Raw genomic sequence first — 12434 nt, forward strand, 5'->3', positions numbered from 1 at the left:
GCAGCCCGACCCAACCCGATCTGCTCCCGCTCCAGCGGACTCAACCTCGACGCCATAACCACCCCAACGACGATCACGAAAGGGTGTTGCAACCATCGGTTGAGCCCGCCGCTCGAACGGTAACTGTCCAAGATCTCGGCGAGCGGGCGCCGCCGTGGCTGGTGCGGCGGCTTCGGGTGAGACGCGGCCGGCGCGACGGTGCGCCGTACCATCGATGGGTGCGCCGCCCCCAGTTGCCGCGGCCCGCAAGCGCCACGCGGCCCCGCCTGCTCATCGCCCTGACCGCCGTCGCCGTCCTCACCGCCACCACCGCCGCGTCCTGCGGTGACGATCAGCCGCCGGTCGCGCTCGCCTCGGCGGCCCGCAACCCGGTGAGCGAGGTGATCGACGCTCCGGCGACGGTGACCGCCCGGGCCGCCGCCACCCTGACCGCACCCGCTGACGGCACCCTGGCCAGCCTGCGCGTCCAACCCGGACAGCGGGTGAAGCGCGGCCAGGTGCTCGCCGTTGTCGCCTCCCCGTCGGCCCAGGCCCGGCTGCGCCAGGCGAAAGAGGCGCTGGACGCGGCCAAGCGCGCCGGCCGTGGTGTGTCCACCGGCAACCTGAGCAGCAGCCGGCGCGGCACCGACAAGGCGGCCGAGGAGGCGTTCGACGCCGCCCGCGAGGCGGCCGAGAAAATCGCCGACCCGCAGCTACGCGACGCGCTGCTGACCCAGGTGACGTCCGCACAACGGCAGTACGCCGCCGCCGCGCGCAGCGCCGATCAGGCCGTGCGCGCCGTACAGCGGGGGATCAGCGGGTTGAACTCCGCCGTCGGCTCGCTCTCCGCGGCGCAACGGCTCCAGGCCCAGCAGGCGTACGACCTGGCGAAGGCGACAGTCGACGCACTGACCCTGCGCGCCCCGGTCGCCGGGGTGGTGCAGCCCGGTGGCACCCGGGCCGGCGGCGGCGCCAACGGCGGCTTGGCCGGGCTGCTGGAGCAGGCCGGTGGGGCCGGTCTCGACCCGTCCGCGCTGGCCCCCGCGCAGGCCGGCCCGCCGGCCGGAGTGGACGACGCGGTGGCGGTCGGCGGTCAGGTCACCGCCGGCACGCCGGTGCTCACCGTGGTGGACACCGGGCAGCTCGGACTGCTCGCCGAGGTGGACGAGACCGACGTGCTGCTGGTCAAGGCCGGGGTGACCGCCACCGTCGAGTTGGACGCCGTCGCCGGCGCCAACTACGACGCCACGGTCCGCTCGGTCGACGTGCTCCCCACCAGCTCCGCGCAGGGCGGCGTCACCTATCGGGTACGCCTCACGCTGGGTCCCGGGAAGCTGGCCGAGGACGCGCCGGCCCCGACGCCCCGCCCCGGCATGAACGCGATAGTGCACCTGCGCGTACGCGAGGCCGCCGACGCGGTGACCGTCCCCGCTTCGGCGGTCTTCTCCGCCGACGGGCGGGACACGGTCTGGGTGGTCCGCGACGGCAAGGCCGACCGGGCGCCGGTGACCGTGGGCGTCCAGGGGGCCGACCTGGTGCAGATCCTCAACGGCGTCCAGGCCGGCGACCGGATCGTGGTGCGCGGCACCGACCAGGTGCGCGACGGCCAGGAGGTCCGGTGACCGACACCCCGCCGGCCATCGAGGCGGTGGACGTGTCGCGGACGTACCAGCTGGACGGGGTGTCGGTGGAGGCGCTGCGCGGGGTGTCGCTGACCGTGCAGCCCGGTGACTACGTGGCGCTGGTCGGGCCGTCCGGCTCCGGCAAGTCGACGCTCATGCACCTGTTGGGCGGGCTCGACCGACCGACCGGCGGCCGGTTGGTCATCGGCGGGCGGGACGTCAACGCCCTCACCCCGCCGGAGATGGCCGCCCTGCGCAACGAGACGATCGGGTTCGTCTTCCAGGCGTTCCATTTGCTGCCGCGTACCTCGGCGGTGGAGAACGTGGCGTTGCCCCTGGTCTACCGGGGCGTGTCGGCCCGGCAGCGCCGGGAGCGGGCGGCGGCGATGCTGGGCCGGGTCGGTCTCGGGCACCGGCTGGACCACCGGCCCAACCAGATGTCCGGTGGCGAGCAGCAGCGTGTGGCCATCGCCCGCGCCCTGGTCACCGAGCCGACGGTGCTGCTGGCTGACGAGCCGACCGGCAACCTGGACAGCGTCACCGGCGCGGCGGTGCTGGAACTGCTGGAGCAACTGAACGCCGAGTCCGGGGTGGCGCTGGTGATGGTCACCCACGACCAGGAGGTGGCCGCGCGAGCCACCCGCCGGATCACCATGCGCGACGGTGTGGTGGTGGCGGACAGCGCCACCGCACCTCATGATCGACCGCTGTCCGTCGATCACGGTCGACCTGAGACACTGGTCCCCGCTCCCAGCGCGGAGCCCCGGTCCGTGTCCGGAAGCGGCCCGGGGCACCCGTCCGGTGGCTCTGGTGGCGCCGCCGGAGCCACCGGGCGCCTTCCGCGCGAGCCCGGCCCGCGCCGCGGGGGGACCGACATGCGCGAGCCCGGCCCGCGCCGCGCCGAAGCCGGCCCGCGTGAGGCCGGCCCGGGCGAGCCCGCGGACGGTGCGGCGTGAGGGTCGCCGAGGCGTGGCGGGTCGCGCTTGACGCGCTCCGGGCCAACCGGCTGCGCAGCTCGCTCACCATGCTCGGCGTGATCATCGGGGTGGCCTCGGTGGTGCTGCTGGTCGCCATCGGCACCGGCACCAAGCAGAAGGTCGAGCAGCAGGTCGAAGGGCTCGGCTCCAACCTGCTGCTTGTCGTCCCCGGCAAGATCGAGGTGGGCACCGCGCCGGTCGTGTCGCCGTTGACGCTCAAGGACGTGGACGCGGTCTCCCGGGTCGTCGGCGATCCCGAGCGGGTCGCGGTCACCGTCGCCTCCGGTGCCACCGCACGCGCGGGTGCCCGCTCCGACTTCACGACCGTCCAGGGCGTGCTGGAGACCACCCCTGCGGTGTTCACCCGGTCGCTGGCCCGAGGTCGCTACCTCACCGGCACGGACGTGGACACCAGCCGGCGGGTCGCGGTCCTCGGTGACTCGGTGGCACGCGCGTTGTTCCCCGACCGGGATCCCCTGGGTCAGCAGGTGACCCTCGCCGGGGTGCGGTTCCGGGTCATCGGCGTCTTCGCGCCCCTCGGGCAGAGCCTCGGCGTCGACCGGGACGACGAGGTGCACGTGCCGGTCACCGCGGCGCAGCGCCTGTGGGGCACCCAGCGGGTGGACGGCATTGCGGTGAAGGCGCCCGATCGGGAGCGCATCGACGAGCTGGGTGAGCGCATCGTCGCCGAGCTGAACCGCCGCCACCCGGACACCGAGTTCAGCGCGGTCACGCAGCAGCAGATCCTCGGTGTGCTCGGCGACATCCTCGGCGTCCTCACCGGCGTACTCGCCGCCATCGCCGGCATCTCGCTGCTCGTCGGCGGCGTCGGCGTCTCCAACATCATGCTGGTGAGCGTCCGGGAGCGGACCCGGGAGATCGGGCTGCGCAAGGCCGTCGGCGCCCGACCCCGTGACATCGGCGTGCAGTTCCTGCTGGAGGCGGTGCTGCTCACCACCATCGGCGGGCTGACCGGGATGGCGCTGGGCGTGGGTACGGCCCTGCTGGTGGACGCGTTGTCGCCGATCCCGGCGGCGATCACCTGGTGGTCGTTGGCGCTCGCCTTCGGGGTGTCGGCGGCGGTGGGGATCGTCTTCGGGGTGGTTCCCGCGCAGCGCGCCGGCCGACTCGACCCGGTGGTGGCGCTGCGCGCCGAGTGACCAACCGGACGGTGGACGCAGCCGGGGAGATAACGGCAGGCCGGATCGGGTGAACCGACGATCCAGGCATGATCAGTTGTACGAAGGGATCGCGCCGGTCACAGCCGCCCCGCTACCGTACTGGTAACACGCGCGTCGCCGCCCGGCCCGGAGCATCCGTCGGGTTGGCACGCGCCGGGCATGGGATGGGTCGGTGAGCCATGGCCGGGTCGCAGTCCGATGGACGGCTGTCGGAGGTCAAGTTCCTGACCGTCGCGGAGGTGGCGACGGTCATGCGGGTGTCGAAGATGACTGTCTATCGCCTCGTGCACAGCGGTGAGCTCACCGCCGTCCGGGTGGGGCGGTCGTTCCGGGTGCCCGAGCACGCGGTGCACGAATATCTGCGGGGCGCGTTTCAGGAGACCGCCTGAGCCACCGGTCCGCCGATCGAGTGCCACGTAGGCGGCTTGGACGGGGGCGCGTTGGTCCTGCTGACGCTCTCCGGCTACCCTGGAGCCCGACCGAGACCCCACCGGTGCGCCCCGCCGCCCAGACTGGTCCGGTCCGTTGTCCGCATGCGGTCGCCGTCGCCACCTGCGTGGTGTCATCCGGTCCGCCCCGCACGTTGTATCGAAAGGCTGTCGTATGGGCTCGGTGGTCAAGAAGCGCCGTAAGCGCATGGCTAAGAAGAAGCACCGCAAGCTGCTGCGCAAGACCCGCGTCCAGCGTCGCCGTCTCGGCAAGTGATCGTCGCCGGGCGCTGAGCCCGGCGTTCGGCCTCACTTGCCAAACTGTCGACCCCCGGAGGCTCAGGTGATCAGGCCGTGGTCGTCCCGGCTCGGTCCCTCCTGTCGGCGTAGGTGCGTCAGATGACCCCCGGAAGCACTTCAGGTGCTCCGGGGGTCGTCGTCGTCACCGGGGTCGGTAGGTACCTGGGCGCGCACGTGGCGGCCCGGCTGGCCGCCGACCCCCGCATCGAGCGGGTCATCGGCGTGGACGCCCCGGAGCCGGGCGCCGAGTTCACCGACCTGCTGGACCGGGTCGAGCGGATTCGCGTCGACCCGGGGTCGCTCGGCGGGCTCCTCGCCGACCTGGACGTCGACGCGGTGGTCCACCTCGCGTTGGTCAGCGCCCCCGACCAGCAGCACGGCGGCCGGTCGGCCATGAAGGACCAGAACGTCATCGGCACCATGCAGCTGCTCGCCGCCTGCCAACGGGCGCCCCGTCTGCGCAAGCTCGTGGTCCGGTCGTCGACCGCCGCGTACGGGGTGTCGTTCCGCGATCCGGCGGTGTTCACCGAGGAGACCGAGCCGCGCGAGGTGCCACGCGGCGGTTTCGGCCGCGACATCCTCGACGTCGAGGGGTACGTTCGCGGCTTCCGCCGCCGCCGGGCCGACGTGACCGCGACGGTGCTGCGCTTCGCTCCGTTCATCGGTTCGACAGCCGACACGACGTTGACGCGCTACTTCGCGCAGCCGTTCGTGCCGACCGTCTTCGGCCGCGATCCCCGACTGCAGTTCCTGCACTTCGACGACGCGTTGGAGGTGCTGCACCGGTCGATCGTGGAGGATCACCCGGGCACCTACAACGTCGCCGGTCCGGGGGTGCTGTCGCTGTCCCAGGCGATCCGGCGGGCCGGTCGGGTGGCCGTGCCGGTGCTGGAGCCGGGTCTCTCGGGCGCCGCGGCGCTGGCCCGCACCATGGGGTTCGGCCGCTACGGCCTGGACCAGGTCGATCTTTTCGTGCACGGGCGGGTCGTCGACACCACGCGCCTTGAGCAGGAGTACGGCTTCACACCCCGCTCCACCGCGGCCGCGTTCGACGACTTCATCCGCGCCCACCACGGTGGGGCGGTGCTCAGCCGGGGTCAGTTGGCCGCCGCCGAGCAGTTGGTCCTGGACGGCATCCGGCAGGTCCGTGCCGCGGTGCGGGAGCGGTCATGACCGGGCCGGCGCAGGGCCGCGAGCCGGCGGGCATGGGGCCGTTCGACGTACCGCCGGGGCCGCCCGTGCCGGACGCGGAGCCGGCGCGGCGCAACGGTCACCGGCCGACGAGTCGACTCGCGCCGGCCGGGACGCCTGGCGACGAGGTCGACACCGCGACCGACGACCCGGCGACGCCGAGCGACAGCCCTGCCGGCGACGAGGTCGACCCGGCGACCGACGGCCCGGCGACGCCGAGCGACAACCCTGCCGGCGACGAGGTCGACACCGCGACCGACGAGCCGGCGAGCGGGGGCGTCGCGCCCACCGGAGGCGGGGCGGGCGGCACCGGTTCGGCGGTTCCGGATCGGCCGGGCGACCAGTGGGACCGCAGGGTCGCGAACGGGCTGGCGTTCCTGCGGCGGCGGCTGGCCGGCGACTACGAGGTCGACGAGTTCGGGTTCGACCCGGAGCTGACCGACGCGGTCTTCCACCCGCTGCTGCGGCTGCTCTACCGGGACTGGTTCCGAACCGAGGTCAGCGGGGTCGAGCACGTCCCCGTCGACGGGCCCGCCCTGGTGGTCGGCAACCACTCCGGCACCGTGGCCCTGGACGCGCTGATCCTCTCGGCGGCGTTGCACGACAAGCACCCCGCCCACCGCTACCTGCGCCTGCTCGGCGCCGACCTGGTCTTCCGCATGCCTGTGGTGTCGGAGATCGCCCGCAAGACCGGCGGCACGGTGGCCTGCAACCCGGACGCCGAGCGGCTGCTCGGCGGCGGTGACCTGGTCGGTGTGTTCCCCGAGGGGTTCAAGGGCATCGGCAAGCTCTACGCCGACCGCTACAAGCTGCAACGGTTCGGCCGGGGCGGCTTCGTCTCGGCGGCGCTGCGCACCGGCACGCCAATCGTTCCGGTCGCCATCGTCGGCGGCGAGGAGATCTACCCGATGCTCGCCGACATCAAGCCCCTCGCGCGGCTGCTGAAGCTGCCGTATTTCCCGGTCACGCCGACCTTCCCGTGGCTCGGACCGCTCGGCATGGTGCCGTTGCCCAGCAAGTGGCTGATCCAGTTCTGCCCGCCGATCCCCACCGCGCACCTGACCGACTCGGCGGACGATCCGCTGGTGGTCTTCAACCTCGCCGACCAGGTGCGCGAGACCATCCAGCAGACCCTGCACTCGCTGCTGGAACGGCGACCCGACCCCTTCGGCCCCTGAGTCAGCCGGCGCGACGGCGGCGCTGCAACGCCAGGCCGGCGGTGACCGCGCCGGCGACCAGGCCGGCTGCCGCCGTCGACGGTACGGCGATCTTGACGGCTCGGCGGCCGGTGCGGAAGTCCCGCACCTCCCAGCCGTGCTGCCGGGCCTGCCGCAGCAGGGTGCCGTCGGGGTTTACCGCGACCGCCCGGCCCACCGAGCTGAGCAGCGGCAGGTCGTTGGCCGAGTCGCTGTAGGCCGCGCAGCGGCTCAGGTCGAGCCCTTCCACGGCGGCGAGCTGGGTGACCGCCTCGGCCTTCGCCGGCCCGTGCATGAGATCGCCCACCAACCGCCCGGTGTACGCCCCGGCCCGCACCTCGGCCACCGTGCCGATCGCGCCCGTCAGGCCAAGGCGGGTGGCGATCACCCGGCCGATCTCCACCGGGGCGGCGCTGACCAGCCACACCCGCTGGCCGGCGTCCAGGTGGCGTTGGGCGAGCTGCCGGGTGCCGGCCCAGATCCGGGGTGCCATCAGCTCGTCGAAGATCTCCTCCGAGAGGCGCTCCACGTCGTCCACCCGCCATCCCTCGACGAAGGCGAGCGCGGCCTCCTTCGCCTGGGACATGTCCCCGGCGTGCTCGCGGGCGAGCAGCCGGAACCGGAGCTGCTGCCAGGCGAAGCGGGCCAGGTCGGCGGTCGTGAAGTAGTTCCGGGCGGCGAGCCCGCGGGCGAACCAGTAGATCGACGCGCCCTGCATCATCGTGTTGTCGACGTCGAAGAACGCGGCGGCACCCGGGTCCGGTGCGGGTGGGGTCACCGGCGCCAGCGCGGTCTCCGCCCACCCGGCGGTGTGACCGTCGGCGTCGGTGCTGACCGTCACCTTACGGCTGCGCGCCACGGGACTCCCTCCTGACCAGGTACGACTGATGCCTCCAGCGAGGGTAGCCGGAGCGCACGGTCGACCGGCCGGACCACAGGGAACTGTGGCCCGGCCGGTCGGACGTGCGGTATGGCGGTGCCGGGGCTGGCGGGTCAGCGCTCGCCGGGGCAGGTGGTCGGGGTGGGCCCGAGCGCGTCGCTGCCGGTCGGTGCCGGCAGGCCGCAGGCGATCGCCGCGCGTACCGAGTCCGAGCGCTCACGGATGCTGTCCAGCAGGGCAAGCGACCTCCGGGTCCGTTCGCGGTCGGGCCGGCTGGCGCCGTCGAGCAGGTTGGTCACCGCCCGGCGCTGGCTGGCGACGAACGTGTTGACGGTGTCCAGGCTGGCCGGCTCGGCCCGCTGCACTGCGGCGGCGGTGAGCAGGCGAATGCCCTGCCGGGTGTCGGCGTCCATGTCGTCGAGGACGGCGCTGTAGCCGATGCGGTCGCCGCGCAGCTCGGCTGCCTCGCCGAGTCTGGTCCGGGCGAAGTCCAGGAACAGTTGGCCGCGGCTGATGTCCGAGCTGGCCAGGGCGAGCTGGGCCCGCTCGGTGGAGCGCTTCATGCCGTACAGCGCGTCGCCGGGAACGGCGTTCTCGCTGGCGGCGGAGATCCCGGAGACGGCGATGGCGCCGGCGGCGATGCCGACCAGGATCGCGCCCCGGGCGCGGGCCCGCCGGGCGGTGACGGCGGGCAGCAGGGAGCCGCGGCTCGTCGCCGCAGCCCGTGGGGCAGCCGGCTCGGTGGTCGCCGGCGGGGTGCCCATCCCCTCGCGCTCGGCGGTGGCGAGCAGCATCGCTCGCAGGCCGGTGCGGAAGTCGGGGTTCACCTCGGCGGTGGGGGGATCGACGCTGAGTCGCTGGCCCACTGCGACGAGCGGAGCCAGTTGGCTGTCCACTCGGGACCGCACGTGGTGCCGCCGGCCGCCGTTGGCCTCGTCGAGAAGCTGCGCGAAGCGCTCGGCACGCCGGCGGGAGAAGAGGATGTCGTCCACCGCAGGCACCTCCTCTCGCTGGTCACGGCCGGTCGGCCGCCATCGTTGCCAGCGACCGGGCGGCAAAGTGACACCACGGAGGTGAGGTGCCGTCCGGCGTGCCGGTCGGACCTCGGTGCCCCGGGCCTGCCGGGACAACCACCGGTCGCACCCGGAGAAACGCGGCGGACCGGGCACGGGTTACGGGCCTGGCGGGGCCGAAATCACAGAAAGTGATCGCCATCACCGGGTGCCGGCAGCCCTGAGCTGCCGAGACATTGATCGACGCCCGTCGGCCCCGCCGCCGAGAATCACGGCTGGAAGCCGTCGGGCAGCAGCCGTGCCAGCGCGCGAACGGCCCGGTACTGCAGGGCCTTGATGGCACCCTCGTTCTTGCCCATCGCGCGGGCGGTCTCGGCGACCGAGAAGCCCTGGAGGAACCGGAGCACGATGCACTCCTGCTGCTCCGGGTTGAGCTGCTTGACGGCGGTGAGCAGGGCGACGTTGGTGATGTGTTCGACCACCGCGGCTTCCGGGCTGCCCTCCGGGCCCCGGTCCTCGCGGTCGGCGTCGAGCACGTCGCCGGTGGTGACCTCCAGGCGGTACCGGCCGGACTTGAAGTGGTCCGCGACCAGGTTGCGGGCGATCGTCACCAGCCAGGCGCCGAGATCGCGGCCCTGCCAGGTGAAGCTGCCGATCCGCTTGAGAGCGCGCAGGAACGTGTCCGAGGTGAGGTCCTCGGCGAGCTGGCGGTTGCCGACCCGGAAGTAGACGAACCGGAAGACGGTGTCGACGTACCTGTCGTAGATCAGGCCGAACGCCTCGGACTCGCCGGCCTGCGCCCGCTCGACCAGGGTCCAGACCTCGGTGGCCGGGTCGGACGGGTCCGGGCGGCTGGGGAAACCGGTCGGGGTGGTCGAGGTGGCGGCGGCCGGGACCGCCGGGATCACCGCCGTCTCGCCAGCCGTCGGATCGGTGGCCGCCGCCGGCGCGTCGCCGACCCGACGGCCCTGCGAGGGCATTGTCGGTCGGGCTGGTGCGGCGACACGGCCACCGGTCGGCATCGCGTTGGCACCCGGGGCCGCCGGTCTCGGTGGTGGCTCGTTGGTGTGCGGGCGGTTGCGGGTCCGCTGGGCCGCGTTGTCGCCGCGCATCGCGGCGTGCGGGTCGCCCAGCGGCGCGCGGGCCGCCTGTCGTTCGTTGAGCGGGGAGCGGGGCGTCTGGCCAGTCAGGCCGACCGGGCGTTCCGCGTATCCGAAGGTGGTCACCGCGCCGCCCCCGTCCCGTCGGTAGCCGGCCGGGCCGGTTTACGGGTCGTTGGTGCGGACCGACCGGGCAACCGGTCGGGCAGGACGGTTCCGGGGTGTGCCGACGGGCGGCAGTTCCCCTTGAGGTGCTGGTCCAATGCGCTCACAGGCACGGGGGCCTCCTCGGGCTGAGGGGTGTCGACTCACGGCAAATGGGGTGAGCCGACCCGAGTGATAATAGGGCCAACGTCACCCGCGCGTGGCAAGTCCGTTACACAGGGCGGAAGTATTTCCCGCTGTGTCGCACCGATGGCGGACCGGTTGTCCGTCGTGTGCGTTTGACTTTGGCCCGGGCCGGTGGTCCTGGGTGGATCCCCAGGTCGGGGGCAATGTGGCCGGTCGGCTGCGCCGCCCCGGCCGGTCGCCGTGTGGGCCGGGTCGAGGCATCCGTCCGACCCGTCGCCCGTCCCATCGGCCGGACTCGATCGGATCATCGACGGCACGGTGAGTGTCCCGTTGACGGGACGCTCGGCGACCCCGGCGGCCGACCGTCGGGCGTGGCCTGTCGATCGCCGCTGTGCCAGACTCGACCACCGTGCAGGACTTCTCGGCAGACCCCGCGCCGAACCTCGCCGACCGGGTCCACCGGGCGGCTCTCGACAACGGTGACCGGCCCGCGCTGCACTGGCGGGACGGGCGCGTCACCTGGTCCGAACTGGACGCCGCCGTGACCGCCGCCGCGCACGGCCTGGCCGCCGCCGCGCCGGCCACCGACCCGGGTGGCACGCCGCCGCGGGTCGCGATCGCGCTGCACAACACCCCCGACTTCGTGATCGGCTGGCTCGGGGCGCTGCGGGCCGGTCTGGTCGCCGTCCCGGTCAACCCCGGCTTCACCGCCCCGGAGCTGCGGCACGTACTGGCCGACTCGGGCGCGTCGCTGCTCATCGGCACCGAGCGGGTCCGCCGCCTGGTCGCCGAGGTGGCCGCCGACCTGCCCGCGCTCACCGCCGTGCACGACACGCCGCCGACCGCCGAGGCGCCCGATCCACGCCCCCGCCCACGCCGAGGCGGCGACGATCTGGCCGTACTGCTCTACACGTCCGGCACTGAGGGCCGTCCGAAGGGCGCGATGCTCTCCCACCGTGCGCTGCTGGCCAACCACGAACAGGTCGCGGAGATCGAGCCGCCGGTCGTCGGGCCGACGGACACTGTTCTGCTCGGGTTGCCGCTGTTCCACGCGTACGGGCTCAACTCGGGGCTCGGCGCCGTCGTCCACCACGGCGCCACCGGCGTGCTGCTCGACGAGCCGGGGCCCACGGCGGGGCTCGCCGAGATCGCGCGGCACCGGGTGAGCGTGCTGGTCGGCGTACCGTCGATGTTCCTGGCCTGGGCCGGCGCCGACGCGGTCCGCGCGGCGACCGCGTCGGTGCGGGTGGCGGTGTGCGGCGCGGCGCCGCTGGAGCCAACTGTCGCGGCGCGCTTCACCGAGGCCACCGGCCAGCAGGTGCACGTCGGGTACGGCCTCACCGAGACCGCGCCGGTGCTCACCTCCACCCTGGTCGGTCCGGTGGTCAAGCCCGGCTCGATCGGCCGGCCGCTGCCCGGCGTGCAGCTGCGCCTGGTCGGCGCGACCGGGGAGGACCTGTGGCGCGACGGCCAGGCGGTCCCCGATGACGACCCGGACGAGCTGGACATCTCCGACGCCGCCCCGGGCACCGACCCGGGGCAGATCGTCGTTCGCGGGCCCAATCTCTTCGACGGCTACTGGCCCGACGGCCGCGACGGCCCGGACGACGACGGCTGGTGGGGCACCGGCGACATCGCGTACGCCGACGAGGACGGTGACCTCTTCCTGGTCGACCGGCTCGGGGAGTTGATCCTGGTCAACGGGTTCAACGTGTATCCCCACGAGGTCGAGCTGGTGCTCGCCGGGCACCCCGGGGTGGTCGAGTCGGCGGTACTGGGTGTGCCGCACCCGCGGACCGGCGAGACTGTGCGGGCGTACGTGGTGCCGGTGCAGGGCCGACCGGTGACCAGCGAGGAGTTGCTCGCCCACTGCGCGCGCAACCTGGCCCGGTTCAAGTGCCCGACCGCTGTCGAGTTCGTCGACACCCTGCCGCACTCGGCGATCGGCAAGGTACGCAAGACCCAGCTCCGGTCGGCGACGCCGACCGACCGCACGGAGGTAACCGATGGCCAGTGACGCCCGACTCGCCCTGATCACCCGACCCGGCTGCCACCTGTGCGACGACGCCAAGGCGGCGCTCGACCGGGTGGTCGCGGTGACCGGCGACAAGTGGGTCGAGTGGGACGTCACCGGCGACGAGGGGCTGGAACGGGAGTACGGCGACCGCCTGCCGGTGGTGCTGCTCGACGGCAAGGAGCACGGCTACTGGCGGGTGGAGGAGGACCGGCTGCTGCGGGACCTGACCACCCCGCAGCTCTGAGTGGCACCTATGGTG

At 73.5% G+C, this 12434-nt stretch carries 11 protein-coding genes and 1 pseudogene; 9 read left to right on the forward strand and 3 right to left on the reverse strand.

Translation table 11 applies throughout. The annotated features are described in order from the left end of the window. Positions 1 to 218: 218 nt before the first annotated feature. From AB0B39_RS29930 to AB0B39_RS29960, 7 genes and pseudogenes are all read left to right on the forward strand, one after another. Positions 219 to 1601 carry an efflux RND transporter periplasmic adaptor subunit gene (locus tag AB0B39_RS29930; RefSeq protein ID WP_357575982.1) on the forward strand — a complete coding sequence of 461 codons (1383 nt, stop codon included), beginning with the start codon at positions 219 to 221 and terminating at the stop codon, positions 1599 to 1601. Then, a pseudogene (locus tag AB0B39_RS29935) lies at positions 1598 to 2437 on the forward strand (ABC transporter ATP-binding protein); the annotation flags it as partial. The gene AB0B39_RS29930 and the pseudogene AB0B39_RS29935, both read left to right, overlap by 4 nt. Positions 2438 to 2553: 116 nt before the next feature. Beyond that, positions 2554 to 3738, forward strand: a complete 1185-nt coding sequence (locus AB0B39_RS29940; protein WP_357494683.1) for an ABC transporter permease — start codon at positions 2554 to 2556, stop codon at positions 3736 to 3738. Between the two features lie 200 nt (positions 3739 to 3938). After that, on the forward strand, positions 3939 to 4148 hold the full coding sequence (locus AB0B39_RS29945) for a helix-turn-helix domain-containing protein (protein WP_007465625.1): 210 nt from the start codon (positions 3939 to 3941) through the stop codon (positions 4146 to 4148). 214 nt (positions 4149 to 4362) lie between these two features. Continuing rightward, the gene (locus AB0B39_RS29950; protein WP_007465623.1) at positions 4363 to 4464 is read left to right on the forward strand and encodes an AURKAIP1/COX24 domain-containing protein; all 102 of its coding nucleotides are present in this window, start codon (positions 4363 to 4365) and stop codon (positions 4462 to 4464) included. Positions 4465 to 4586: 122 nt separating this feature from the next. Next, positions 4587 to 5660, forward strand: coding sequence for an NAD-dependent epimerase/dehydratase family protein (locus AB0B39_RS29955; protein ID WP_234582366.1), 1074 nt, complete (start codon positions 4587 to 4589; stop codon positions 5658 to 5660). Positions 5661 to 6046: 386 nt separating this feature from the next. Next, entirely contained in the window at positions 6047 to 6856 is an 810-nt protein-coding gene (locus AB0B39_RS29960; RefSeq protein WP_255786582.1) for a lysophospholipid acyltransferase family protein, read from the forward strand. A gap of 1 nt (position 6857) precedes the next feature. Here AB0B39_RS29960 and AB0B39_RS29965 read toward each other — a convergent pair whose 3' ends face one another. The 3 genes from AB0B39_RS29965 to AB0B39_RS29975 form a co-directional block, all read right to left on the reverse strand. Beyond that, entirely contained in the window at positions 6858 to 7733 is an 876-nt protein-coding gene (locus AB0B39_RS29965; RefSeq protein ID WP_357494679.1) for an HAD-IB family hydrolase, read from the reverse strand. Positions 7734 to 7867: 134 nt separating this feature from the next. Then, positions 7868 to 8755 carry a DUF5667 domain-containing protein gene (locus tag AB0B39_RS29970; protein ID WP_357575983.1) on the reverse strand — a complete coding sequence of 296 codons (888 nt, stop codon included), beginning with the start codon at positions 8753 to 8755 and terminating at the stop codon, positions 7868 to 7870. Positions 8756 to 9036: 281 nt separating this feature from the next. Then, complete coding sequence (locus AB0B39_RS29975) at positions 9037 to 9993, reverse strand: ECF subfamily RNA polymerase sigma factor, BldN family (protein ID WP_357494677.1); 957 nt, start codon at positions 9991 to 9993, stop codon at positions 9037 to 9039. A gap of 556 nt (positions 9994 to 10549) precedes the next feature. Between AB0B39_RS29975 and AB0B39_RS29980 the strand changes: the two genes are divergently transcribed. Both AB0B39_RS29980 and AB0B39_RS29985 read left to right on the forward strand, forming a co-directional pair. Next, positions 10550 to 12175: an AMP-binding protein gene (locus AB0B39_RS29980; RefSeq protein ID WP_357575984.1), complete on the forward strand. Its 1626-nt coding sequence runs from the start codon at positions 10550 to 10552 to the stop codon at positions 12173 to 12175. Continuing rightward, entirely contained in the window at positions 12165 to 12419 is a 255-nt protein-coding gene (locus tag AB0B39_RS29985; protein ID WP_234582371.1) for a glutaredoxin family protein, read from the forward strand. The genes AB0B39_RS29980 and AB0B39_RS29985 overlap by 11 nt, the downstream gene beginning before the upstream one ends. Positions 12420 to 12434: the final 15 nt, after the last annotated feature.

Source organism: Micromonospora sp. NPDC049114 (assembly GCF_040648635.1).
In the GTDB taxonomy this organism is placed as follows: domain Bacteria; phylum Actinomycetota; class Actinomycetes; order Mycobacteriales; family Micromonosporaceae; genus Micromonospora.

Excerpts from the sequence above, each read along its gene's own strand:
- AB0B39_RS29945 (WP_007465625.1), top strand. The coding sequence starts at position 3,939 with ATGGCCGGGTCGCAGTCCGATGGACGGCTGTCGGAGGTCAAGTTCCTG.
- AB0B39_RS29950 (WP_007465623.1), top strand. The coding sequence starts at position 4,363 with ATGGGCTCGGTGGTCAAGAAGCGCCGTAAGCGCATGGCTAAGAAGAAG.
- AB0B39_RS29955 (WP_234582366.1), top strand. The coding sequence starts at position 4,587 with ATGACCCCCGGAAGCACTTCAGGTGCTCCGGGGGTCGTCGTCGTCACC.
- AB0B39_RS29985 (WP_234582371.1), top strand. The coding sequence starts at position 12,165 with ATGGCCAGTGACGCCCGACTCGCCCTGATCACCCGACCCGGCTGCCAC.